This is a genomic window from Leisingera thetidis (genome assembly GCF_025857195.1).
GTDB lineage: Bacteria > Pseudomonadota > Alphaproteobacteria > Rhodobacterales > Rhodobacteraceae > Leisingera > Leisingera thetidis.
This window is the reverse complement of record NZ_CP109787.1, coordinates 2272896-2297270: the sequence shown is the minus strand read 5'-3', so window position 1 is coordinate 2297270 and position 24375 is coordinate 2272896. Positions and strand designations below refer to the sequence as shown.

Genomic DNA, 24375 nt, shown 5'->3' with positions numbered 1-24375 from the left:
TCTTCAGACGCCGCGCTTGTTGCCCCAGACCAGCACATGCAGCTGGGGCAGGACGCGGGGGGTGAACCAGCCGTCACCGGTCACTTTTTCAATCAGCCACAGCAGCCGGTCGGTGGCCTGCTGCAGATCAACCGGCTGCTCCGGGTCGACCTCCGGATTGCCGGGCTGCAGGTACAGCGGCAGGTCCGGGTGGCGTTCGGCGGCAGCCTTGGCCCAGGCGTAATCCTTGTCGTCAAAGATCACGATCTTCATCACCGCCTGGCCGCAGCCCCTGGCGGCCTCCAGGCACTGGTCGAACGCCTTCCAGTCCACCGTTTCCCCGCTTGAGGGCGGTTTCGGGCTCAGCACCAGGGTGTCGAGATCCGCAAACCAGGGCTTGCTGACCGACCCTTGCGTCTCGCAGGCAAAGCGGTAACCCTCGGCCTTGCCATAGGCGATCACCGGGGCGAAGTCCTGGATCGCCGGGTTGCCGCCGGAGATCGAGACGGTCAGCGGCTTGCCGCCGGACAGGCGGCGCACCTCCCCCATGACCTCCTCGGGCGCCATCACCGCCCAATCGTGGCGGTAGGCGCTGTCGACTGCATGCATGCTGTCGCACCAGGAACAGCGGTAATCGCAGCCGCCTGCGCGCACAAACACCGTGGGCTCCCCGATCAGGGCGCCTTCGCCCTGGATCGTGGGGCCGAAGATTTCCGCAATGCGCAAAGTCATGGCCGGTATTCCGCCCAGGTTTTGGGCGTCTCCGAGACTTTCACGGCGGACACTTCCGGCCAGCGCGCATGGCACCAGTCATAGAAGTGTTTCGCCATGTTCTCGGCCGTCGAATGCCCCTCCAGCACATCGTTCAGATGCCGGTGGTCGAAGGTATCATCTATATACGCCTTCAGCGGCTTCAGCTCGTGATAGTCGCGCACAAAACCGTCCGCGTTCAGCTCTTTGGCTGCCAGCTCCACCACCACGACATAGTTGTGCCCGTGCAGCCGGGCGCATTGGTGATCGGGGGGCAGGTGCGTCAGCTGGTGCGAGGCGGAGAAGTGGAACTCCTTGGTGATCCGGAACATCAGGCGCCGTCCTTCCCGGCGATGGCCTGCTGCCAGAAATCGGGATCAGCGTATTCTGTCGGATCCTCGACGCCCGCCAGATGGAAGGCCTCGCGCCGCTCCACGCAGGTGCCGCAGCGGCCGCAATGCTTGTCGCCGCCCTTGTAGCAGGACCAGGTCTCGGCAAAGGGGGTGTTGTGCTTGGCGCCCGCAGTGACAATGTCCCCTTTGGAGCGGTGCACAAACGGGGTGTAGAGCCGCACGTCGGCATAGCCGTCCAGCGCGGCGCGCTGCATGGCGTCAAATGCCTCGGTGAAGGCGGGGCGGCAGTCCGGATAGATGAAATGGTCGCCGCCATGCACCGCCGTGGCCACCGCCTCATCGCCGTTGGCGGCAGCAATGCCATAGGCGATGGCGAGCATGATGGCATTGCGGTTCGGCACCACGGTGACCTTCATGGTCTCTTCCTCGTAGTGGCCGTCCGGCACGTCGATGTCGTCGGTCAGGGCCGAGCCTGAAAGGGCTGCGCCGATACCCCTCATGTCGATGATGTCATGCGGCACGCCCAGACGGCGCGCGGCGGCGGCGGCATAGTCCAGTTCCTTCCTGTGGCGCTGGCCGTAATCGAAGGAGACAAGACGGGTCAGCTGATGTTCCTCAGCGACCATATGGGCAAGCGAAACGGAATCCAGCCCGCCCGAGCAGATAACGATAGTTTTCATTTTTGACCCTTGTTTTGGTGACCGGGTAGGCTGCGACCGGTGCCGCGCGTTTAGCAGCAAGCAGCAAATGGCGCAAGGTGCGGGCGTATTGCGAACATTCTGCAGGACTTGTCAGGAAAAGTTGAAAATAGTCATAGGGGCGGGCCAACGGCCCGGCCCGTGCCCGACCCTCCCCCCGGGAGGGCGCTTCGCACCCACCCAGGCTCAGGCGCGATCCTCATGTTTCGCTCTACACTGGCGGCAATTCACCCTCCAGCCACTCCAGGAACGCCCGCGCGGCAGGGGTGCTGGCATGGGTGGGCGGCGGCATCAGGAAATAGTTCTCCAAAAGCTCCGCCGAATGGCCGCTGGGTTTGACCAGCTGGCCGCTCTCCAGCAGCCCCTCCGCCAGCGTATCGTGCGACATCGCTATCCCGGCGCCATGCACCGCCGCGGTCATGGCAATCACGTAAGTGGAGGCTAGATTGATCTCGTGATTGCGCTCGAACGGCATCTCCTGCGACTTGAACCATGCCCCCCAAGAGTCTGTCACACCGCCGCAATCCAATAGGGTTGCGGTCTCAAAATCCACCGCGCCGCCTTGATAACCCGGCGCGCAGACCGGGTAGAAGCGGTCGCGGGTCAGCCGGATTGCAGCCGCTGACATGTCGTTTGGACGTCCAAAGCGGATTTCGGTCCCGGCATTGACTGCGTGCCGCTCAGGGTCCCAGATCGGCGTCACGATGTTCAGCACCAGCCAGGGAAACTTTTCATAAAGCCGGGGCAGGCGCGGCGACAGCCAGAACACCGAAAACGCCATATTGCATTGCAGCACCAGATGCCGCCCCTGATCGCCGCCGGTAAAGGCCTGGGTGCCGGCCGCAATCAGGTCAAAGGCTTCGCGCACGATGGGCATGTAATTGGCGCCTGCCTCGCTCAACTCCAGCGCGCGGGTTTTGCGGATGAACAGCTCGCGCCCTAAAAAGTTCTCCAGGCTGCGCACATGCTGGCTGATGGCTGATTGCGTCAGGTTCAATTCACCGGCGGCGCGGGTGAAGGACAGGTGCCGGGCGCTGGCCTCGAAGGCGCGCAGCCAGGTGAGCGGGGGCAGGGAGGTTGAGGACGGGCCGGGGGCTGACATGGACGCATGACCTATGCATTAATTCAACTAATGCATTACCGCTGAATCAATTGTTTGTCAGCTGACAAACCGGCTGGCACCAATAAAGAAACGACATTCCCGGAGGCGCCAGAATGAACAAGCAAGCGGATCTCAGCCCGAACCTCACCCATTGGCAGGAGCGCGTCGACATGGCCGCGGCGTTCCGCTGGACCGAACGGCTGAACATGCACGAGGCGGTGGCCAATCACTTCAGCCTGGCAGTGAACGAAGACGGCAGCCAGTTCCTGATGAACCCGAACCAAGTGCATTTTGCCCGGGTGAAAGCCTCGGACCTTCTGCTGCTGGACGCCAATGACCCCAAGACCATGGAGCGCCCGGACGCGCCGGACCCGACAGCCTGGGGGCTGCATGGCTCGATCCACCGGCTGTGCCCGCAGGCGCGCTGCGTGATGCATGTGCATTCGATCCACGCGACCGTGCTGGCCTGCCTGGCCGACAGCACCCTGCCGCCGATCGACCAGAACACCGCCACGTTTTTCAACCGCTATGTTGTCGACAATGACTTTGGCGGGCTGGCATTTGACGACGAGGGCGCGCGCTGCGCCGCGATGCTGACAGATCCCAAGGTCAAGGTAATGATCATGGGCAATCACGGCGTGCTGGTGATCGGTGACAGCGTCGCGGATACCTTCAACCGGCTCTATTACTTCGAACGCGCCGCCGAGACCTATATCCGCGCGCTGCAGACCGGCCGGAAACTGCGGGTGCTCAGCGATGAGGTCGCCGAGAAGACCGCGCAGGAGCTGGAGGATTACCCGGATCAGGCGGAGCGCCACCTGGCAGAGCTGAAGGCGATCCTGGACGACGAGGGCGCGAACTACGCAACCTGAAACCGGGGCAGGAGGCAGACCCATGGACGGCATGATCCGCGACCGCGAAGCCGAACGCTGGCATTACCACCCCAAGGGGCCGGTGCCGCTGAACCCGCTGTTCAGCTGGCCGCCGCGGCCTGCGGCTGTCTGGGCCTGGTACCGCGGCGCCTGGCTGGAGATCACGGCGCTGACCGTCTGCTTCCTGCTGGCGCTGGCCATTTATGCCTGGCTGCTGCCGCCGCTGGCGGCAATGGCCGCCTTCCGCCCCGGCTGGATGCTGCAGGTGTGGCTGGCCAACCTGCTGCCCCAGGCCGCAGTGGCCGGAGGGCTGCACTGGTGGCTCTACATGCGCAGGGGCCAGGGAATGCAGAAGAAGTTCGACAGGCGCGACCTGTCGCGCGGCAACGGCGCTTTCACGTTCAAGAACCAGGTGCTGGACAATATCTGGTGGACGCTCGGCTGCGCCATCACGGTGGCGACCGTCTATCAATGGGGCATCTACTGGCTGATGGCCAACGGCTGGGTGCCGGTCGTGACATTTGCCAGCGCGCCGGTGTGGTGTGTGGTCTGGATGCTGCTCATCCCGATGTGGTCCGGTCTGCATTTCTACTGGGTGCACCGGCTGGAGCACCACCCGCGGCTCTACCGCCATGTGCACGCGGTGCACCACCGCAACGTCAATACCGGACCGTGGTCGGGGATTTCCAACCACTGGTATGAAAACCTGCTCTACTTCACCACTTATTTCATCCATCTGATCGTGCCGTCGCATCCGCTGCACCTGGCGTTTCATGCGATGTTCCAGCAGATCAGCCCGGTTCTGTCGCACTGCGGATTCGAGCGGGTGATGGCCGGGGAAACCGAAGCCGCCAAGGCCGGGGATTTCTTCCACCAGCTGCACCACCGCTATTTCGAGTGCAACTACGGCACCTCGGAGATCCCCTTCGACAAGTGGTTCGGCACCTATCATGATGGGTCTGCGGCGGCGACGTACCGGACGCGGGCCTTCAAGAAGCAGATGTACACCCGCTAGCCCCGCCCGGCGGACCGGGCCAGGGTGCCGGACGGGGCCTTCAGGCGTTCAGGAAGACCCGCGCGGCGGCTTCGAACTCCCGCGGCTTCTCGGCGTGCAGCCAATGGCCGGCGCCGGGCAGCTTGGCAAAGCGGGCGGCGGGAAAACGCGCGCGGATTTCATCGCGGTGCCCGGGCAGCACATAGTCCGACTCGGAGCCTGACAGGAACAGCGCAGGCCCATCCCATGACGCGTCCGTCTGCGGGAAGGACATGATGTTGGGCATCTGCTCCGCCAGCGTGTCCAGGTTCAGTTTCCAGCGCTTGTTGGGGATGTCCAGCGACTGGGTGAAGAAGCTTTGCAACGCGGGCTCCACCCCGGCCTCGGCCAGCTGCGCGGCGGCCTCAGGGCGGCGCTGCAGCGTTTCCAGGTCAACCGACCGCATGGCGTGGATGTACTGGATCTGGGTGTGGCCATAGGCAACCGGCGCGATATCGGCAACCACCAGGCGGCGGACGGCGCCGGGGTGGTTCAGCGCCAGCATCATCGCAGCCTTGCCGCCCATCGAATGGCCGATCACATCCATTTGCCCGCCGTGCGCGGCGATCACCCCGGCCAGATCCTCCGCCAGCTCCGGGTAGGTGTGGCTGTCCGTCCGCGGGCTGTCGCCGTGGTTGCGCATATCGGCTGCCACCACCAGCCGCTCATCCGACAGGCGCTTGGCGATGACCCCCCAGTTGCGGGCCGAGCCATAGAGGCCATGAGCAATCAGAAGCGGCGGTTTGCCGGTGGCGGAGCCATGAGTGATCGTATTCAGCATGGCGCCTTGATAGCCGGGCAGGCGGAGGCTTGCCAGCCCCATTGAGGACACCAGGGCAGCAGGCTAGGGTGGCGGGCACAAGGCAGCTGAGGGGGAGTGCCGGAATGGCCGCCAGCCTGGACCAGGACATCGAAGAGATCCGCGCGCTTCTGAAGGAGCGCGAGCACGCTTCCGGCGACCTTGCCGCCGCGCTGAAACGCACCCGCCGCCGTCTGCCGCGCCGGATCTACAAGCAGGGCATGAAAATCGCCGACGCCCTGCCGCTGCTGGAACACCCCAAGCTGCGGCCGACGGTGGATGAAAAACCGCTGCGCGGCGCCGCCCGCGAGGTCAAGGCGCATCTGCAGAAGATCGACCTGGCCGACCGGCGCAAGGGCTTCTGGCTGGGGGTGCTGGGCAGCATGGGGTTTTCCGTGCTGATGGTGCTTATCCTGCTGATCGTGGTCCTGCGCTGGCGCGGCCTGGTCTGATTTCCCGCTTTACGCCGCTGCCGGCTGCAGTATTTTGAACGCGGTTCAAAACTGTTGGAGGCCCCATGGCAGGCAAGGCAGAAGCGCGCAAGGCGGCGCTGCGGGAAAAACTGGTGCAGGCGGCAGAGATCCGCATGGCCCGCGACGGGGCAGGGGCGCTGCGGGCCCGCGATCTGGCCCAGGATGCAGGCTGCGCGCTGGGGGCGATCTATAACGTCTTTGACGATCTGACGGCGATCATCATGGCGGTGAACGGCCGCACCTTCCAGAAACTGGGGGCGGCGGTCCAAGCTTCTGTCGCCGGTGCCGAAGCTGAGCCGCCAACCCGCCGCCTGATCCTGATGAGCAACGCCTACCTGCATTTTGCGGTGGAAAACACCAATCTGTGGCGGGCGATGTTCGACCTGAAAATGACGGCGGATGGGCCGGTGCCGGATTGGTATCTGGCGGCGCTGGAGGGGCTTTTTGCCAATATCGCCCGCCCGGTGGCAGAGCTGTTCCCGGACAAGAGCGCGGAAGAGGCCGGGCTGATGGTGCGGGCGCTGTTCTCCTCGGTGCATGGCATCGTGCTGCTGGGGCTGGAGCGGCGCATCTCCGGCGTGCCGCCGGAACAGATCGAACAGATGATCGCCCAGGTGCTGGGCCGGATCGGGCCGCGATAAGTGCTGTGAACACCGTTCATGATTTTTCTTGAACGGTGTTCAGTCAGGTGCTATACGATTCTTCATGAACAATGTTCAAGTTTGTGGAGGAAGAGATGTTCACCACTCTTAAGACCCTGATAACCGGCGCCAATGCCCGGGCGGAAGAACAGCTGCGCGAGACCTTCTCGATTGAGCTGATCACCCAGAAGATCCGCGAGGCGGACGGCAACCTGAAGGCGGCCAAGCTGACGCTTGCCGGCCTGATCCAGCGCCAGCGAAGCGAGCAGCGCCAGGTGGAGACCCTGGAAGCACGTATTCAGGACCTGATGGCCCGGGCCGGTGAAGCGCTGGAGGGCGGCCGCGAGGATCTGGCGCACAGTGCCGCCCAGGCGGTGGCCGACATGGAAAATGAGCTGGCAGTGCGCCGCCAGACCCTGGACCGGCTGGACACCCGCATCCTGCAGCTGCGCCAGTCGGTGGAGGCGGCCAGCCGCCGCCTCACCGATCTGAAGCAGGGCGCCATTGCCGCCCGCGCCACCCGGCGCGAGCAGGACATCCAGCGCGGCCTGCGCAAACATGCAGGCGGCGACAGTCCGGCGGAGGAGGCCGAGGCGCTGATCAGCGAGGTCCTGCAGCGCGGCGACCCGTTTGAACAGGGCGAGATCCTGCGCGAAATCGACAGTGAACTGACCAACAGCTCAATTGCCGATGACTTGGCCGACGCCGGTTTCGGCCCCCGCAGCCGCAGCACCGCCGCCGATGTGCTGAGCCGCCTGAAAGTCAAAAACTGACCGGGTTTTGCCCGAACTTGCCCGGCGCGCCGGGGAATGACGATCCATTTCAGAATACTGGAGACAAAACATGTTTACCGACAGCACAGACAACAAACTGATTATCCTGCTGAATGCCGCCGGCGTTGCCATCGCCTATGCAATGCTGGGCATTTCCCTCTGGCTTTCGACCGAAGTGCCGCTGGCCACCAAGGGATACTGGGGCATGGGCGTGCTCCTGCTGACACTGAGCCTGATCAACGTGGTGAAATACCGCTTCGACCACCGCTCCAGCGAGGACCGTATCCGCAAGATTGAAGACGCCCGCAACGAAAAGCTGCTGCAGGACGCGCTGCTGGACCCCAAGCTGGACCTCTGAAACTGCGCCCCCCTTACCCCGGCGCCCGCCCCTTACAGGCGGGCGCCTGCCAGGTGCCGGGCCGGCACCGCCGCAGGCGACAGCGCCTCGCGGAACACCAGCGTCACGGTCACGAAGCTGACATAAAGCAGCAGGTACCAGGATCCCATCTTGGCCAGGCTCACCCAGTCAGCGCTGCTCTGACCATTGTACAGCCAGGTTTTGGTGCTGGTGCCCACGTTCTCCGCCAGCCACAGAAAGAAGCTCGAAAAAAATGCCGCCAGCGGCAGCGGCATCCAATAATAACACTCGCCAATGCGGAACCAGATGCGGGTGCGCGCAAACAGCAGCACGGTAGCGGCAAACAACCCCAGCCGGATATCGGGCAGAAAGTGATGCGCAAAGAAGTTGCCATAGATGGCAATGGCCAGAAGCACGGAGGCCCAGAACGGCGGGTAGGGGGCAAACTGCATGTCGAACAGCCGGATCACCCGCGCCATGTAGGATCCGACCGCAGCGTACATGAAGCCGGAAAACAGCGGCACTTCGTACACTTTGATCAGGCCCGCACCGGGATAGGCCCAGCTGCCGGCCTGCACCTTGAAGATCTCCATCGCGGTTCCGGTCAGATGGAACAGCAGGATGACGCGCACCTCGCGCCAGCTCTCCATGCCGGAGGCCAGCAGCAGCACCTGCAGCATCAGGGCATAGGCCAGCAGCGCATCATAGCGGGCCAGCCCCCAGCCAGGCTGCCATATCCAGCCGGTGACGATCAGTCCGCCCAGAAGCAGGATTCCAAAGATTGCGGCCCATCCCTGTTTCAGGGTGAACATGATGAACCCGCTGAGTGCCGGCGGCAGCCGCCCGCGCATCCAGTCGCCCAGGCGGCGCTCCAGGCGCCGGGTGCGGTTTGGCAAGGGGCCGCTCATTGGCGGAGATACGCGGCGGAGGCGGCGCCGCCGGGCCGGACACGGTTTTCTGGCAGGAGGCCCGCATGCCCGTCCGCCTGCCTGCGCGCGGCGTCGATGCTGAGAACCACAGGTTTGCCTTGGCGCGTACCGGCCCTGCGGACGGTTCCGGCGTCTGGCGATAGACGGGCATGCTGACGCTGCATTGGCTTCAGCCCTTGGGCAAGGAGTGCTGCCTGCTTGTGTTCCGCTGACCCATGAGTCTGCATTTCAGGCGGCCGGCAGGGCGCCAGCGGCGGGCCGGCGGGGAACGAATGGCCCTGGCCGGCGCGGCTGCGGGGACCGCCGGTGGGAATGGAGAACCGCCGCTTACTGCTTGTCCGCACGGCTTTTTCGATCAGGTCGCGGGTGATGGGGGAAGCCGCCCCGGCTGCAATGCTTTCAACCGCCACCCAGCCTTGCGGATCCATTTCAAGGCCGAGGGCATCAGGAGTGTGCCGCGGAAGGCAACGGAGAAATTTGCTGAGCTGTATCAATTCATCTTTTGGCATGCTGCCAATATCCGCAATTAAGACCCACCCGTCCAGAAGCCGGGTTCTCCCGCCCCTTTGGGGCCTGCCTTGGCAGTCCCCAAAGCGTTGGGCGTGGCGCCGTGCGGGGGCACGGCGCGGGCAGCGCCCCGCAGGGGCGCTGCCGGGTCCAAGGCCCGTGCCGGGGCATCTTCGATGCACAGGCGGGGCGCGGGAGCTCCGCCTGTGCGGCAAAGGAAAACCGCCGCAGCCTCGCGGGCCGCGGCGGTGGTTCTTGCGCAGGCCGGAAGCGGCTTACAGGTTCGGGTACAGCGGGAAGCGGGCGCAAAGGTCCGCCACCTTGGCGCGCACCGCGGCTTCCACGTCCGCATTGCCCTCTTCGCCGTTGGCGGCCAGCCCGTCGATCACCTCGATGATCAGGTCCGCGATCTGGCGGAACTCAGCCTCGCCGAAGCCGCGGGTGGTGCCTGCGGGCGTGCCGAGGCGCAGGCCGGAGGTCACGGTGGGCTTTTCCGGGTCGAACGGGATGCCGTTCTTGTTGGTGGTGATATGGGCACGCCCCAGCGCCTTGTCGGCGATGTTGCCGGTGACGCCCTTGGGGCGCAGGTCGACCAGCATGACGTGGGTGTCGGTGCCGCCGGTGACGATGTCGAGGCCGCCCTGGATCAGCTGGTCCGCCAGCGCCGCCGCGTTCGCCCTGACCTGCTGCTGGTAGGCCTTGAACTCCGGCTTCAGCGCCTCGCCGAAGGCCGCCGCCTTGCCGGCGATCACATGCATCAGCGGGCCGCCCTGGATGCCCGGGAAGATCGCCGAGTTCACCTTCTTGGCGATCGCCTCGTCGTTGGTCACGATCATGCCGCCGCGGGGCCCGCGCAGGGTCTTGTGGGTGGTGGTGGTGGCGACATGGGCGTGCGGGAACGGCGAGGGGTGCTCGCCCGCAGCGATCAGGCCCGCGATATGGGCCATGTCGACCATGAAATAGGCGCCAACGCTGTCCGCGATTTCCCGGAACCTGGCAAAGTCGATCTGGCGCGGGATGGCCGAGCCGCCGGCGATGATCAGCTTGGGCTGATGCTCGGCCGCCAGTGCCTGGATCTGGTCGTAGTCGATCAGGTTGTCGTCGCGGCGCACGCCGTAGGCAACCGCGTTGAACCACTTGCCGGACTGGTTCGGCGCGGCGCCGTGGGTCAGGTGGCCGCCGGAGGCGAGATCCATGCCGAGGATGGTGTCGCCGGGCTGCAGCAGCGCCTGGAACACGCCCTGGTTGGCTTGCGATCCGGAGTTCGGCTGCACGTTGGCGAATTCGCAGCCGAACAGCTGCTTGGCGCGGTCGATGGCGAGGTTTTCGGCAACGTCGACATACTGGCAGCCGCCGTAGTAGCGGCGTCCCGAGTTCACCTTCTTGGCGATCGCCTCGTCGTTGGTCACGATCATGCCGCCGCGGGGCCCGCGCAGGGTCTTGTGGGTGGTGGTGGTGGCGACATGGGCGTGCGGGAACGGCGAGGGGTGCTCGCCCGCAGCGATCAGGCCCGCGATATGGGCCATGTCGACCATGAAATAGGCGCCAACGCTGTCCGCGATTTCCCGGAACCTGGCAAAGTCGATCTGGCGCGGGATGGCCGAGCCGCCGGCGATGATCAGCTTGGGCTGATGCTCGGCCGCCAGTGCCTGGATCTGGTCGTAGTCGATCAGGTTGTCGTCGCGGCGCACGCCGTAGGCAACCGCGTTGAACCACTTGCCGGACTGGTTCGGCGCGGCGCCGTGGGTCAGGTGGCCGCCGGAGGCGAGATCCATGCCGAGGATGGTGTCGCCGGGCTGCAGCAGCGCCTGGAACACGCCCTGGTTGGCTTGCGATCCGGAGTTCGGCTGCACGTTGGCGAATTCGCAGCCGAACAGCTGCTTGGCGCGGTCGATGGCGAGGTTTTCGGCAACGTCGACATACTGGCAGCCGCCGTAGTAGCGGCGTCCCGGGTAGCCCTCGGCGTATTTGTTGGTGAGCACGGAGCCCTGGGCTTCCATCACCGCGGCGGAGACGATGTTTTCGGAGGCGATCAGCTCGATCTCGTCGCGCTGGCGGCCCAGCTCGGCGGTGATCGAAGCATAAAGCTCGGGATCGCGCTCGGCGAGGGATTGGGTGAAAAAGCCGGGGTCACGGGTCGCTTCAGTCATGGTGGCTCCGTAAAGCAGGGGTCAGGTTCGAGCGATTTCCTATCGGAAACTTACTTGCGCCGGAAGCCTGTAAAGCGACATTTCCCTGCGACAGAACGGCAACTATGGTCTTTGCCGGAAAGCTGTGATTGTTTCGGAACCACATGCCTAATACCGGAAACAGATTTGATGGGTTTGAGAATCGCCTTTCTGGCCAGCGAGGTTGACGTCGCCCAGGAGGCCTTGGCCGAACTGAGCCGCCGCTACGGCCATGTGCCGCCTGAGAGCGCCGATATCGTCGTGGCGCTTGGCGGTGACGGGTTCATGCTGCGCACCCTGCACACCATGGTCGATCACCCGGCCCCGGTCTATGGCATGAACCGGGGCACGGTCGGCTTCCTGATGAACGAATACCGCGAGGACGGGCTGATCGAGCGGCTCGAGGAAGCGGTGCAGGAAATCATCAATCCGCTGTCGATGACCGCGATGGACCGGCGCGGCGCAGTCCACAAGGCGCTGGCCATCAACGAGGTGTCGCTGCTCAGGGCGGGGCCTCAGGCGGCGCGGCTGCGGGTGTCCGTGGACGGGCGGATGCGGATGGAGGAGCTGGTCTGCGACGGCGCGCTGGTCTCCACTCCGGCGGGGTCCACCGCCTACAACTATTCGGCCCACGGCCCGATCCTGCCGATCGGCGCCGATGTGCTGGCGCTGACCGCGATTGCCGCCTTCCGGCCGCGGCGCTGGCGCGGCGCGCTGCTGCCCAGCAACGCGATGGTGCGCTTTGACGTGCTGGAGGCGGACAAGCGCCCGGTGATGGCGGACGCGGACTCGGTTTCCGTGGCTGATATCGACTGGGTGGAGATCCGCACCAATCCGGAGATCCGCCACAAGATCCTGTTCGATCCCGGCCACGGGCTGGAAGAAAGACTTATTTCCGAGCAGTTTACGTAAGCGTTTTAACGGAAGGGTCACGTATTTGTGAACTTGCCGGTAACGATTCTGTGCGATGTTTTACCGGCAAGCAGATGCGGATGGCATCTGCCCGGGGGCAGATGTGCCAGAGCGCCGGACCGGCGTGTTTTGTAAGGTCTGTTAGTTGTTTTCTGCCGGTCATGCCCGCGGAACCTGCGCCAGCAAGGCAGGTGCACGGTTTGCGGCGGGGCGCGCGTGGTTTGTAGTGAGTGACCTGGTTTTGGAAGTTCCCCGGGGGCGGGTCGTTCCCTTCCCCGGGACCTTATGTGCGACCTGGCGGATGGCGGCGCCTGGCGGCGGCGATTGACCGGAAACATTGACCGGACACCCTGTCACGGTGATCCTTGCCCTTCGGAACCTGCGAGCATAGTCCTGTCTGCTGCGCGCAGTCCGGTTCGCGGAACAGCGGTGCGGCGGGCGGACCGGTCAGGACGTGCCGCCCGCCTGCATCTTCTCCCACAGCGGCAAGCACATGCGGCCTGCACGCGCTTCGATCGCAGCGCTGGCGTCCACAGCCAGATCCTCGCGCCAGCGGCGGGCAGCGATCTGCACATTGATCGGCTGCGGCCCGTCCGGCAGCTGCGCCAGCCGGGCCGGAACCGAGGCCGCGGGCAGGCCGAGGAAATTCATCGCATAGGAATAGACCGCGCAGCCCAGCACCTCATGCACGCCTGCCGCGCCTTCGGTGTCGCGGTCCGGCCGGAAGAAGGGCTGCGGCAGGAACGGGCTGAGAACCAGCGGATAGTCTTCCATGAACAGCGACCACTGCCGCGCGTAATGGGTGCGCCCGGCCATCACCTGCAGGAGCTCATCACCGGCAAACGGCGGGAACTCCTGAAAATAGACCGCAAAGATGTCGCGCACGGTCTGCGAGCCAGCGGCATCCACATCGGCCTTCATCAGCGCATAGATCTCGCCCATCAGGGCGCGGTAGCCGGCGCGCCCGGCCTCGAACACATGCGGCGGCTCCACCTCTTCGACGGAGTAGCCCGCATCCGACAGCGCATCCCGGGCGAAGTCCAGCGCTGCCTCGACCTCCGGATGCAGCTCATAGCCGTGGGTGTTTTTGGTGAAGGCCACCTTGATGGGGCCGTCCAGGGCCTCGCCGTACCAGGGCATCGGCACATGGAAGGGATCCCGCGGGTCGGGTGCAATCAGCGCGGGCATCGACAGGTGCAGATCCTCCGCGCAGCGCGTTATCAGCCCCTGCACCGACATCAGTTGCGCCAGCAGCCCGCGTTCGGCCGTTTGGCTGGGGTTCCAGGCCGGAACCCGCCCCAGCCCCGGCTTCACCGTTACCGCCCCATTGGCCGCCGCCGGAAACCGCAGCGAGCCGCCGATATCATTGCCATGCGCCAGCGCGCCGATCCCGACCATCACGGCGGCACCGGCCCCGCCGGAAGATCCCCCGGGCGAAATATGGCGTCCCCAGGGGTTATGGGTGCGCCCGAACAGCGGGTTGTCGGTGTCGGCGCGGAAGGAGAACTCAGGCGTATTGGTGCGTCCGATCACCACTGCGCCCGCCTTTTGCAGGTTCTCCACCACCGGCGCATCGCCCGGCGCAATCAGGTCCTTCAGCGCCGTGACGCCGTTGGAGGTCGCATGCCCCTGCTGATCAACGTTGATCTTGATGGTTACCGGGACGCCGTGCAGCGGGCCGGGCGCGGCACCGGCGGCGCGCGCCGTGTCCAGCGCGCGGGCGCGTTCCAGCGCTTCGGCGCTCAGATCCTCGACGACGGCATTCAGCGCCGGATTCACTGTGTTCATACGGGCGAGGGAGGCACTCACCGCTTCCTCTGCGCTCAGTTCCCCAGTGCGGGTCAGGGCGGTCAGCCCGGTGGCGCTGAGGCGCCAAATCTCATCCTGCGTCATTCTGGTTGCCTCCTGTGCAGCAGCCTAGGCGGGATGCCGGGGGATGCAAGCGGGATGTCGCGGATGCCGCGGTTTCGCGACGGCACGGCGGGCAGGCAAATGTGCTACAGTATCGGGCAGCAACCCGGGGGAGCGCGCGATGAGCAGCAATGACAAAGTGTTCCAGGGGGCAATTCCCGACTACTATGACACCTATCTGGTGCCCTTGATCTTTGAAGGATTTGCAGACGATCTGGCCCGGCGGGTTGTGGCGGAGCCGGTGGCCGATGTGCTGGAAACCGCCGCTGGAAGCGGTGTCGTGACCCGCGCTCTGGCGCCGCGGCTGCCTGCCGGAGCCAGCTACTGGGCGACGGACCTGAACCCGCCGATGCTGGACAGGGCCAGGGCCCGCCAGCCGGCGCGGCCGGAAATCAGATGGAAGCCCGCGGATGCGCTGCAGCTGCCCTTTCCGGATGGCAGTTTTGACGCAGTCTGCTGCCAGTTCGGCGTCATGTTCTTTCCCGACCGGGTGCGCGGCTATGCCGAGGCGCTGCGGGTGCTGCGTCCTGGCGGCCGGTTTCTGTTCAATGTCTGGGACAGCCTTGCCCACAACGAGTTTGCCGAAATCGTGACCCGTGCCGGACGGACAGTGCTGCCGCACAGCCCGCCCGGTTTTCTGGAGCGCACCCCGCATGGGCATGGCGACCCCGGCAGGATCAGGAGCGAGCTGGAGGCGGCCGGTTTCCGGTCGGTGGAGATTGAGAAGGTGACCGCTGCCAGCACGGCGCCGGATCCGTCGCATCCGGCGATTGCCTATGCGCGCGGCACTCCGATGCATGGCGAGCTGGCGCCGCACGGCGAAGACACCGTGCAGCGGGTGATTGAGGCCGCAGCGGAGGAAATACGGGCACGGTTCGGGCCCGGCGAGGTGAGCGGCAGGATCCAGGCCTATGTGATCTCTGCCCGCTGACCGCCGCGGGGAAGGTCGACCGGGCGGAACCCCGCCCGGCTGCGGCCTGTTACCGCGCGTAGCCGATGCTCTGCAGGGCTTCCCTGATCTCGTCCAGGACCGCCGGATCATCGATGGTGGCGGGCATTTTCCACGGCGTGCCGTCGGCGATGTTCACCATGGTGCCGCGCAGGATCTTGCCGGAGCGGGTCTTGGGCAGCCGGTCGACCACCACCGCCAGCTTGAAGGCGGCCACCGGGCCGATCTTCTCGCGCACCAGTTTCACCACTTCCGATACCACCTCGCCATGATCGCGGTCCGTACCCGCGTTCAGGCACAGGAACCCCACCGGCATCTGCCCCTTGAGGCTGTCCGCGACACCGATAACGGCGCATTCAGCGACATCCGGGTGGCCGGCCAGCACTTCCTCCATGCCGCCGGTCGACAGCCGGTGGCCCGCCACGTTGATCACGTCATCGGTGCGCGCCATGATGTAAAGGTATCCGTCCTTATCCTTCATGCCGGCATCGCCGGTCTCGTAATAGCCGGGGAAGGTGGTGAGATAGCTTTTCCTAAACCGCTCTTGCGCATTCCACAGCGTCGGCAGGGTGCCCGGCGGCAGCGGCAGCTTCACTGCAATCGCGCCCAGTTCTCCCGCTGGAACCGGATTGCCGCTTTCATCCAGGATATCCACTTCGTATCCCGGCATCGGCACCGCAGGCGAGCCAAGCTTGACCGGCAGTTCCTCGACCCCCAGCGGATTGGCCGCAATCGACCAGCCGGTCTCGGTCTGCCACCAGTGGTCGATGACCGGCACCTTCAGCTGTTCCTGCGCCCAGGTGATGGTGTCGGGATCGGCGCGCTCGCCCGCCAGATAGACCTGCTTGAGGCAGCTCAGGTCGTATTTCTTGACGAATTCGCCCTTGGGATCCTCCCGCTTCACCGCGCGGAAGGCGGTCGGGGCGGTGAAGAAGCTCTTGACCTTGTGCTCGGAAATCACCCGCCAGAAGGTGCCCGCATCGGGCGTGCCCACCGGCTTGCCCTCGAACACGATGGTGGTGTTTCCGTGGATCAGCGGGCCATAGCAGATATAGCTGTGGCCCACGACCCAGCCCACATCGGAAGCCGCCCAGAACACATCGCCGGGATCGACATTGTAGATGTTCTTCATGGTCCAGTTCAGCGCCACCAGCTGCCCCGCTGTGTGGCGGATCACCCCCTTGGGCTGCCCCGTGGTGCCGGAGGTATAAAGGATATAGGAGGGGTGGTTGCCCTCTACGGCGACGCATTCCGCCGGTTCCACACCATACTGAAAACCGTGCCAGTTCACGTCGCGGCCCGGGATCAGCTCCGCCACTTCCTGCTCGCGCTGGAAGATCACGCAGAACTCCGGCTTGTGCTCGGCCAGGTCGATGGCGCCGTCCAGCAGCGGCTTGTAATGCACGGTGCGGCCCGGTTCGATGCCGCAGGAGGCGGCGATGATTGCCTTGGGCTTGGCATCGTCGATGCGCACAGCCAGCTCGTTGGAGGCAAAGCCGCCGAACACCACTGAATGCACAGCCCCAATGCGGGCGCAGGCCAGCATTGCCTCCAGCGCCTCGGGGATCATCGGCATGTAGATGATGACGCGGTCGCCTTTCTCCACGCCCTTGGCGCGCAAGGCGCCGGCCAGGGTGGCGACACGGTTGCGCAGCTCGACATAGGAGATTTCACGCTTGGTCTGGGTGACCGGGCTGTCATAGATGATCGCGGTCTGCTCGCCGCGGCCCTGTTCGACGTGACGGTCCAGGGCATTGTAGCAGGTGTTCACCTTGGCATCGGCAAACCATTCATACAGGCCGTCCCCCTTGTCGAACAGCGCCTGCCTCGGGGCGTCGTCCCAGCTGATCGCCTTGGCGGCCTCCATCCAGAAACCTTCCGGGTCACGCTGCCAGCCGGCGTAAATGTCCTGATATCCCATGGTGTCTATCTCCTCCTGCCATCTGCGTAGGCGAGAAACTGGCAAACGGGCAAGTTTCCCGGCGTCTGCAGCCAAGGTTCGTCAAGAAGTTTACAGGTTTCAGGCAGGAATTCGGGGGTAATTTACAGAATTTACACGCCGCACACGATTTGCAGCCAAGCCGCTTTGCAAACAGCCCTTTGCCGCAGATTGTTCAGGAAATCCCTGCAGGAATTGCAAAACTGCAAACCATGATGCCTCAAGCCCGGGACCCGCGGGGAATCACCCGCCGGAGTATTTGGCGTAGCGGGGCAGGGTGTCTTTCAGCTCGAGCCAGGTCACGTGGTCGGAGTGGAAGACATGAAACTTCGGCGGCATGTCGCCCGGGCATTCCAGCGTTGCCGTGTAGAGGTGGATGTTGACCCGGTCCCGGGAGGTTCGATAGGCCATCTGGCTGCCGCAGGCGCCGCAGAACAGCCGGTCGACCCCCTCGGAAGAGTTGTAGACCTTCGGACTGGCGCCGGACCAGTCCACCGCCTCATGCGGCAAGGCGAAAAACGCGGTGACAGGTGCCGCGCAGATGCGGCGGCAGTCGGCGCAATGGCAATAGCAGCTCCAGGCCGCCTCGGCCTGGCTCTCCCAATGCACGGCGCCGCAATGGCAATGCCCTTTCATTCTGGCCTCCCTCTCCTGGCCTCCCTGGATGGGCGGCCAGCAAAGGAAGCCGCCGGGATTAACCGTAGTGTGCCACCGGGGTTCCGGCAATGGCGGCCATGTTCAAAAGCCCCCGCGCGGTGATCGAGGGCGACACGATATGGGCGCGGTTGCCCATGCCCATCAGGATCGGCCCCACCTCCAGCCCGCCGGCCCGCATCTTGAGGATGTTGCGCACCCCCGAAGCGGCATCGGCATGGGCAAAGATCAGCACGTTGGCCGGGCCTTCCAGCCGCGAGTTGGGGAAGATCCGCTCGCGCAGCTCCGGATCCAGCGCGGTGTCGATGTTCATCTCGCCCTCATAGGCAAAATCACGGCGCTTGCCATCGAGGATCTCCAGCGCATCCCGCAGGCGGCTGCCGGTGTCGCAGGCGATATTGCCGAACTGCGACTGCGAGCAGAGCGCGATCTTCGGCTCGATCCCGAAGCGGCGCACATGGCGGGCAGCGCCCATCACCGTTTCGGCGATCTGCGCGGGCGTCGGCTCGATCCGCACATGGGTGTCGGCGATGAACAGCGGCCCGTCCTCCAGGATCATCATCGACAAGGCACCGTGCGGCGCATAGCTGTTGCCGCCCAGCACCTGCTGCACATAGTTCATATGCCAGCGGTACTCGCCGAAGGTGCCGCAGATCAGGCTGTCGGCCTCGCCGCGGTGCACCATGATGGCGCCGATGGCGGTGGTATTGGTGCGCATGATCGCCTTGGCCAGATCCGGCGTCACCCCGCGGCGCTGCATCACCTTGTGGTAGCTGTTCCAGTAATCGTAATAGCGCGGGTCGTTTTCCGGGTTCACCAGCTGGAAGTCCCGCCCCGGCCGCACATCCAGCCCCAGCTTCTCGCAGCGCCGTTCAATGACTTCCGGGCGGCCGATCAGGAGCGGGGTTTCGGTGGTTTCCTCCAGGATCGCCTGGGCGGCGCGCAGCACCCGCTCGTCCTCGCCCTCGGCAAACACGATGCGGCGGGCGGCGGCGCGGGCGGCCTCGAACACCGGCCGCATCAGCAATGCTGACTTGAACACCGTCTGGTTCAGCTTTTGTTTGTAGGCGGCAATGTCCTCGATCGGCCGGGTGGCGACCCCGCTTTCCATCGCTGCCTTGGCGACCGCAGAGGACACCACCGCCACCAGCCGCGGGTCGAACGGCTTCGGGATCAGGTAGTCGGCCCCGAAGGTCAGCTGTTCGCCCTTGTAGGCCGCGGCGGCCTCGGCACTGGTGGTGGCGCGGGCCAGCTCGGCGATGCCGTCGACGCAGGCTATCTGCATCTGGTCGTTGATTTCGGTCGCCCCCACATCCAGCGCGCCGCGGAAGATGAAGGGGAAGCACAGCACGTTGTTGACCTGATTGGGGAAATCGCTGCGCCCGGTTGCGATGATCGCATCCGGCGCCACCTTGCGGGCCTGCTCCGGCATGATTTCGGGCGTCGGGTTGGCGAGCGCAAAGATGATCGGCCGCTTGGCCATCTTGCTGACCATCTCCGGCTTCAGCACGTTCGGGCCGGACAGGCCCAGGAACAGGTCGGCGCCATCCATCACCTCGTCCAGCGTGCGCTTGTCCGAGGCCTGGGCAAAGGCGGCCTTTTGCGGGTTCATGTCTTCTTCGCGGCCCTCGTAGACCAGCCCGTGAATGTCGCACAGCCAGATGTTCTCGCGCTTCACGCCCAGCTTCAGCAGCATGTTGAGGCAGGCAATCCCCGCCGCGCCGCCGCCGGTGGAGACGATCTTGATCTCCTCAAACGACTTGCCGGCCACATGCAGCGCGTTCTTGGCGGCAGCACCAACCACAATCGCGGTGCCGTGCTGGTCGTCGTGGAAAACCGGAATGTTCATCCGCTCGCGGCAGAGCTTCTCCACCACAAAGCAATCCGGCGCCTTGATGTCCTCGAGGTTGATGGCGCCGAATGTCGGCTCCAGCGAACAGACGATATCGGCCAGCTTCTCCGGGTCGCTTTCATTGACCTCGATGTCAAAGCAGTCGATGCCAGCGAAGTTCTTGAACAGGACCGCCTTGCCCTCCATCACCGGCTTGGAGGCCAGCGCGCCGATGTTGCCCAGCCCCAGCACCGCCGAGCCGTTCGTCACAACCGCAACCAGATTCCCGCGCGAGGTATAGCGGGCGGCATTGGCTTCATCCGCCTTGATCTCGATGCAGGCCTCCGCCACGCCGGGCGAATAGGCGCGGGCCAGATCGCGCCCGTTGGCCATCGGCTTGGTCGCCCGGATCTCCAGCTTACCGGGGCGGGGAAACTCGTGATAGTTGAGTGCGGCTTGGCGCAGGTTCTGTGAATCGGACATCTGGCGCTCCTGAAATTCGATATTGTTTAGTGTTAAACCATTTTTTTCGCCGGAAACATAGCTCAAACTGACGTAAATGGGCGCAGTGGCGGACGGGCGGCGGTTTCTTGCATGAATCCTGCACTGCGGCTTGAGTTCGCGCAAAATGAAAAGGGAGTGAAAAATCGCCGCCGCACGCTCAACGGGACATTCCTGCGAAAGAGTTTCGAAGGGATTTTCCGTTTTGTCCCAAATGCTTGGGGTAAAAAGGGAAGGACGCCGCGTGCAGGCGGTCTGCGTGTTGTTGTGCTTTCGGCCGGATCCTGCTGCTGCGGTTGCGCATGGCAATGGCACAAACTCCGGCACAATCCGCATTCTGACTGAAGGTGCTGATGGATTTGCCGAACGGCAGCGGCGGCTTGTCGTGCCGCCAGCGCGGAAACCACCGCCCGCCGCTTGAAAGAACAGCTGCCCTTGGCCACCGGCGGTGCGGGACTGAACGTCCGTGGCCTGCCGCGGTGGAGAACTGCCGGAGGTGTGCGGCAGGGGGGCTGGAGAGCGCCAGGGAATTGCACCCGGGGGCTTCCGCTGCCCCGTGCATATCAGCTAGGCTGCAGCATTCTGACCAGATGATCAAAAACCGGAAAAACGCACATGAGCCTGAAAACCGCCGCCGCTGCCGTCCGTGAAAACGCCCACGCGCCTTACTCAAACTTCAAGGTCGGCGCCGCTGTCCGCTCCGCCTCCGGCCAGATTTACGTGGGCTGCAATGTCGAAAACGTCGCCTACCCGGAGGGCACCTGCGCCGAGGCCGGCGCCATTGCCGCGATGGTGGCGGCGGGCGAGACCGAACTGGCGGAAGTCTATGTGATCGCCGACTGCCCCTCGCCGGTCCCGCCCTGCGGCGGCTGCCGTCAGAAGCTCAAGGAGTTTGGCGGCGGCGAGGTCAAGGTGACCATGGCCACAACCGATGGTGCAGAGACGGAAACAACCATCGGCGACCTGCTGCCGGGCGCCTTTGACGCGGACTATATGGAGCGCAGCTGATGGACGCCCGCGCCATCATCGCCAAGCTCCGGCGCGGAGAAACCCCCGGCGAGGCGGATCTGCGCTGGTTTGCCGAAGGGCTCGCCAGCGGCGCGGTTTCCGATGCACAGGCCGGGGCCTTTGCCATGGCCGTCTGCCTGCGGGGCCTCAGCGTTGAGGGCCGCCGCGCGCTGACGCTGGCGATGCGCGACACCGGCGATGTGCTGAAATGGGATCTGGACGGGCCGGTGCTGGACAAGCATTCGACCGGCGGGGTGGGGGATTGCGTCTCGCTGCTGCTGGCCCCGGCGCTGGCCGCCTGCGGTGCCTATGTGCCGATGATCTCGGGCCGCGGCCTGGGCCATACCGGCGGCACCCTGGACAAGCTGGAGGCGATCCCCGGCGTTTCCACCCAAGTCAGCGAAGACCATATGCGCCGGATGATGCAGGACATGGGCTGCGCCATTGTCGGCGCCACGGCGCAGATCGCACCTGCGGACAAGCGGCTTTATGCCATCCGCGATGTAACCGCGACGGTCGAAAGCCTCGACCTGATCACCGCCTCGATCCTGTCCAAGAAGCTGGCCGCCAGCCCGGATGCGCTGGTGCTGGACGTCAAGATCGGCTCCGGTGCTTTCATGAAAACGGCGGATGAGGCGCGCGCTTTGGCGCAATCCCTCTGCGATACCGCCAATGCGGCGGGCTGCCGGACCTCGGCGCTGATCACCGACATGAACCAGCCGCTGGCGCCCGCCCTGGGCAACGCGCTGGAAGTGGCAGAGGTGATGCGGGTGCTGACCGGCAGCGCATCCGGCCCGCTGGCGGAGATCTGCGCGGTGCTGGGCGGCGAGCTGCTGGCCCACGCCGGATTGGCCGCGGATGCCTCCGACGGCGCGTTCAGGATCACCGCCGCCCTCACCGATGGCCGCGCGGCGGAGCGTTTTGCCCGGATGATAACAGCCTTGGGCGGGCCTGCGGATTTTGCCGCCAAATGGCAGGATCATCTGCCCGGTGCCGAAGTCATCCGCGAGATCAAGGCGCCGTTAGCGGGTCATGTCTCCGCAATGAACGGCGAAGCGCTCGGGCTGGCTGTGGTCAGCCTTGGCGGCGGCCGCATGGTGGAAGGCGACCGCATCCACCCGGGAGTCGGGATCTCGGACATCGTCCGCCTGGGCCGGCAGGTCGGGGCAGGGGAAACGCTTGCCCGCATCCACGCGGCCAGCGATGATGCGGCAGAGATGGCGGAGGCGGCCTTCCTCGCGGCCGTCTCCATCGGCAAGGCGCCGGACACCCTGCCGCCGCTGGTTCACGAAAGGATCTCCTGATGCCCCGTGCCTTCCTTGTGGTGATGGACTCCGCTGGTATCGGCGGCGCGCCGGATGCCGGGAAATTCTTCAACGGCGACCTGCCCGACCTTGGCGCCAACACACTGGCCCATATTGCCCAGGCCTGCGCCGCGGGGGAGGCCGAAGCGGGCAGGAGCGGTCCGCTGCAGGTGCCCAGCCTGGAGCGCCTCGGCCTTGGCGCGGTGATGCGGCTGGCGTCCTCGGTGCCGTTCCCGGGGCTGGATACCGAACCGCAGGGCCTGTGGGGCTGCGCCCGCGAACTGAGCCGCGGCAAGGATACGCCATCCGGCCATTGGGAGCTGGCGGGCCTGCCGGTGCCCTGGGACTGGCATTACTTCCCCGATCAGGCGCCTTCCTTCCCGGAGGCGTTGACGGCTTTTGTTGCGGAGCAGGCCGGCACCGGCGGCATCCTGGGTAATTGCCATGCCTCCGGCACCGTGATCCTCAACGATCTGGGCGCCGAGCACATCCGGACCGGCCAGCCGATCTGCTACACCTCCGCCGACAGCGTTTTTCAGATCGCCGCGCATGAGGAGACATTCGGCCTCGACCGTCTTCTGAAACTCTGCGAGGCCATCGCCCCGCGCCTGCACGCGATGAAGGTGGGGCGGGTCATTGCGCGCCCCTTCCTGGGTTCGGCGGATCAGGGCTTCACCCGCACCGCCAACCGCCGCGACTATGCCATTGCCCCGCCCGCGCCGGTGCTGACCAACTGGGTGCGGGAGGCGGGCGGCAAGGTTCACGCCATCGGCAAGATCGGCGACATCTTCTCAATGTCCGGCATCGACACCCTGAAAAAAGGTCCTGATGCCAAGCTGATGGAGCATCTGTTTGATGCGGTGGACACGGCTGAAGAGGGCAGCCTGACCTTTGCCAACTTCGTCGAGTTCGACAGCCTGTACGGCCATACCCGCGACATTTCCGGCTATGCCCGCGCACTGGAGTGGTTCGACGGGGAAACCGGCCGCCTGCTGTCCAAGCTGCGCAAGGGCGACATGCTGGTGCTGACCGCCGATCACGGCAATGACCCGAGCTGGCCCGGCAGTGACCATACCCGCGAACAGGTGCCGGTGCTGATCGCAGGGCTTGACGCGGGCACCATCGGGCAGGTCAAATTCGCCGATGTGGGCGCCTCCATTGCGGCCCACTTGAACGTCCCGGCTGAAGGTCCGGGCAAGAGTTTTCTTTGACCTGTTGGTCAAAACCCGCTTGCCTGTCCCGGCCAAGCCCGTAAAAGCGCTGCAACCAAATCTGAGGAGTGCCCCATGACCGACCACCTGACCGTTGTTGATCACCCGCTTGTGCAGCACAAGCTGACCCTGATGCGGGACAAGGGCACGTCCACCGCGGGCTTCCGCCGCCTGCTGCGCGAGATCACCCAGCTGCTGGCCTATGAAATCACCCGCGAAATGCCGCTGACCACCACCAACATCGAAACCCCGATAGAGGAGATGGAGGCGCCGATCCTGGCCGGCAAGAAGCTGGCGCTGGTGTCGATCCTGCGCGCGGGCAACGGCATGCTGGACGGGGTGCTGGAGCTGATCCCCTCGGCCCGGGTCGGCTTTGTCGGCCTCTACCGCGACGAGGAAACCCTGGAACCGGTGCAGTATTACTTCAAGGCACCGGAAGGGTTGAAGGACCGGCTGGTGATCGCCGTCGATCCGATGCTGGCCACCGGCAACAGCTCCGCCGCCGCCATCGACCTGCTGAAAGAGGCCGGCGCCAACAATATCCGCTTCCTGTGCCTGCTGGCCTCGCCCGAAGGCGTCGAGCGGATGAAGGAAGCGCACCCGGATGTGCCGATTGTCACGGCTTCGCTGGACCGCCAGCTGAACGACAAGGGCTATATCCTGCCCGGGCTCGGCGATGCCGGCGACCGGATGTTCGGCACCAAGTAATGCGTTTGGCGC

At 65.1% G+C, this 24375-nt stretch carries 23 protein-coding genes and 2 pseudogenes; 12 read left to right on the top strand and 13 right to left on the bottom strand.

Going from position 1 to position 24375, the window contains the following annotated elements; translation table 11 throughout:
* Positions 1–3: 3 nt before the first annotated feature.
* The 4 genes from queE to OKQ63_RS10945 all read right to left on the bottom strand — a co-directional run bounded on the left by queE (position 4) and on the right by OKQ63_RS10945 (position 2882).
* Complete coding sequence (gene queE, locus OKQ63_RS10960) at positions 4–711, bottom strand: 7-carboxy-7-deazaguanine synthase QueE (RefSeq protein ID WP_264210112.1); 708 nt, start codon at positions 709–711, stop codon at positions 4–6.
* Positions 708–1061 carry a 6-carboxytetrahydropterin synthase QueD gene (gene queD, locus OKQ63_RS10955; RefSeq protein WP_264210111.1) on the bottom strand — a complete coding sequence of 118 codons (354 nt, stop codon included), beginning with the start codon at positions 1059–1061 and terminating at the stop codon, positions 708–710. Before queD ends, queE begins: the two co-directional genes overlap by 4 nt.
* A complete protein-coding gene (queC, locus tag OKQ63_RS10950) occupies positions 1061–1762 on the bottom strand; it encodes a 7-cyano-7-deazaguanine synthase QueC (protein WP_264210110.1) in 702 nt (233 codons plus the stop codon). The genes queD and queC overlap by 1 nt, the downstream gene beginning before the upstream one ends.
* Before the next feature lie 229 nt (positions 1763–1991).
* Positions 1992–2882: a LysR family transcriptional regulator gene (locus OKQ63_RS10945; RefSeq protein ID WP_264210109.1), complete on the bottom strand. Its 891-nt coding sequence runs from the start codon at positions 2880–2882 to the stop codon at positions 1992–1994.
* 113 nt (positions 2883–2995) lie between these two features.
* Here OKQ63_RS10945 and OKQ63_RS10940 point away from each other — a divergent pair, with 113 nt between their 5' ends.
* On the top strand, positions 2996–3754 hold the full coding sequence (locus OKQ63_RS10940) for a class II aldolase and adducin N-terminal domain-containing protein (protein WP_264210108.1): 759 nt from the start codon (positions 2996–2998) through the stop codon (positions 3752–3754).
* 22 nt (positions 3755–3776) lie between these two features.
* The gene (locus tag OKQ63_RS10935; RefSeq protein WP_264210107.1) at positions 3777–4769 is read left to right on the top strand and encodes a sterol desaturase family protein; all 993 of its coding nucleotides are present in this window, start codon (positions 3777–3779) and stop codon (positions 4767–4769) included.
* Between the two features lie 40 nt (positions 4770–4809).
* Here OKQ63_RS10935 and OKQ63_RS10930 read toward each other — a convergent pair whose 3' ends face one another.
* Positions 4810–5568, bottom strand: a complete 759-nt coding sequence (locus tag OKQ63_RS10930) for an alpha/beta fold hydrolase (RefSeq protein WP_264210106.1) — start codon at positions 5566–5568, stop codon at positions 4810–4812.
* 104 nt (positions 5569–5672) lie between these two features.
* Here OKQ63_RS10930 and OKQ63_RS10925 point away from each other — a divergent pair, with 104 nt between their 5' ends.
* The 4 genes from OKQ63_RS10925 to OKQ63_RS10910 all read left to right on the top strand — a co-directional run bounded on the left by OKQ63_RS10925 (position 5673) and on the right by OKQ63_RS10910 (position 7831).
* Positions 5673–6038 (top strand): hypothetical protein, encoded by a 366-nt coding sequence (locus tag OKQ63_RS10925; RefSeq protein WP_264210105.1) that lies wholly within the window; start codon positions 5673–5675, stop codon positions 6036–6038.
* Between the two features lie 65 nt (positions 6039–6103).
* Positions 6104–6700, top strand: a complete 597-nt coding sequence (locus OKQ63_RS10920) for a TetR/AcrR family transcriptional regulator (RefSeq protein WP_264210104.1) — start codon at positions 6104–6106, stop codon at positions 6698–6700.
* Between the two features lie 95 nt (positions 6701–6795).
* On the top strand, positions 6796–7473 hold the full coding sequence (locus tag OKQ63_RS10915) for a PspA/IM30 family protein (RefSeq protein WP_264210103.1): 678 nt from the start codon (positions 6796–6798) through the stop codon (positions 7471–7473).
* Between the two features lie 70 nt (positions 7474–7543).
* On the top strand, positions 7544–7831 hold the full coding sequence (locus OKQ63_RS10910) for a YiaA/YiaB family inner membrane protein (protein WP_264210102.1): 288 nt from the start codon (positions 7544–7546) through the stop codon (positions 7829–7831).
* Positions 7832–7863: 32 nt separating this feature from the next.
* Here OKQ63_RS10910 and OKQ63_RS10905 read toward each other — a convergent pair whose 3' ends face one another.
* From OKQ63_RS10905 to glyA (OKQ63_RS10890), 4 genes and pseudogenes are all read right to left on the bottom strand, one after another.
* The gene (locus tag OKQ63_RS10905) at positions 7864–8682 is read right to left on the bottom strand and encodes a DUF817 domain-containing protein (RefSeq protein WP_264213907.1); all 819 of its coding nucleotides are present in this window, start codon (positions 8680–8682) and stop codon (positions 7864–7866) included.
* Between the two features lie 53 nt (positions 8683–8735).
* Complete coding sequence (locus tag OKQ63_RS10900; protein WP_264210101.1) at positions 8736–9269, bottom strand: RNA 2'-phosphotransferase; 534 nt, start codon at positions 9267–9269, stop codon at positions 8736–8738.
* A 273-nt stretch (positions 9270–9542) separates the two neighbouring features.
* Positions 9543–10640 (bottom strand): annotated as a pseudogene (glyA, locus tag OKQ63_RS10895) (serine hydroxymethyltransferase); the annotation flags it as partial.
* A 57-nt stretch (positions 10641–10697) separates the two neighbouring features.
* Positions 10698–11417: pseudogene (gene glyA, locus OKQ63_RS10890) on the bottom strand (serine hydroxymethyltransferase); the annotation flags it as partial.
* A 168-nt stretch (positions 11418–11585) separates the two neighbouring features.
* Here glyA (OKQ63_RS10890) and OKQ63_RS10885 point away from each other — a divergent pair.
* Complete coding sequence (locus tag OKQ63_RS10885; RefSeq protein ID WP_264210100.1) at positions 11586–12347, top strand: NAD kinase; 762 nt, start codon at positions 11586–11588, stop codon at positions 12345–12347.
* A gap of 447 nt (positions 12348–12794) precedes the next feature.
* Here OKQ63_RS10885 and OKQ63_RS10880 read toward each other — a convergent pair whose 3' ends face one another.
* Entirely contained in the window at positions 12795–14240 is a 1446-nt protein-coding gene (locus OKQ63_RS10880) for an amidase family protein (protein WP_264210099.1), read from the bottom strand.
* Between the two features lie 139 nt (positions 14241–14379).
* Between OKQ63_RS10880 and OKQ63_RS10875 the strand changes: the two genes are divergently transcribed.
* The gene (locus OKQ63_RS10875; protein WP_264210098.1) at positions 14380–15189 is read left to right on the top strand and encodes a class I SAM-dependent methyltransferase; all 810 of its coding nucleotides are present in this window, start codon (positions 14380–14382) and stop codon (positions 15187–15189) included.
* A 49-nt stretch (positions 15190–15238) separates the two neighbouring features.
* Here the strand turns inward: OKQ63_RS10875 and prpE are convergent, their stop codons facing one another.
* The 3 genes from prpE to OKQ63_RS10860 form a co-directional block, all read right to left on the bottom strand.
* Positions 15239–17128 carry a propionate-CoA ligase PrpE gene (gene prpE, locus OKQ63_RS10870; RefSeq protein ID WP_264210097.1) on the bottom strand — a complete coding sequence of 630 codons (1890 nt, stop codon included), beginning with the start codon at positions 17126–17128 and terminating at the stop codon, positions 15239–15241.
* Between the two features lie 261 nt (positions 17129–17389).
* Positions 17390–17782 (bottom strand): GFA family protein, encoded by a 393-nt coding sequence (locus OKQ63_RS10865; protein WP_264210096.1) that lies wholly within the window; start codon positions 17780–17782, stop codon positions 17390–17392.
* 58 nt (positions 17783–17840) lie between these two features.
* A complete protein-coding gene (locus tag OKQ63_RS10860) occupies positions 17841–20114 on the bottom strand; it encodes an NADP-dependent malic enzyme (protein ID WP_264210095.1) in 2274 nt (757 codons plus the stop codon).
* Positions 20115–20747: 633 nt separating this feature from the next.
* On the opposite strand from OKQ63_RS10860, the gene OKQ63_RS10855 reads away from it, so the two are divergent.
* The 4 genes from OKQ63_RS10855 (at position 20748) to upp (ending at position 24363) form a co-directional block, all read left to right on the top strand.
* Positions 20748–21140: a cytidine deaminase gene (locus tag OKQ63_RS10855; RefSeq protein WP_264210094.1), complete on the top strand. Its 393-nt coding sequence runs from the start codon at positions 20748–20750 to the stop codon at positions 21138–21140.
* On the top strand, positions 21140–22444 hold the full coding sequence (locus OKQ63_RS10850; protein ID WP_264210093.1) for a thymidine phosphorylase: 1305 nt from the start codon (positions 21140–21142) through the stop codon (positions 22442–22444). The genes OKQ63_RS10855 and OKQ63_RS10850 overlap by 1 nt, the downstream gene beginning before the upstream one ends.
* Positions 22444–23655: a phosphopentomutase gene (locus tag OKQ63_RS10845; protein ID WP_264210092.1), complete on the top strand. Its 1212-nt coding sequence runs from the start codon at positions 22444–22446 to the stop codon at positions 23653–23655. The genes OKQ63_RS10850 and OKQ63_RS10845 overlap by 1 nt, the downstream gene beginning before the upstream one ends.
* A 75-nt stretch (positions 23656–23730) precedes the next feature.
* Positions 23731–24363, top strand: coding sequence for a uracil phosphoribosyltransferase (upp, locus tag OKQ63_RS10840; RefSeq protein ID WP_264210091.1), 633 nt, complete (start codon positions 23731–23733; stop codon positions 24361–24363).
* Positions 24364–24375 lie beyond the last annotated feature (12 nt).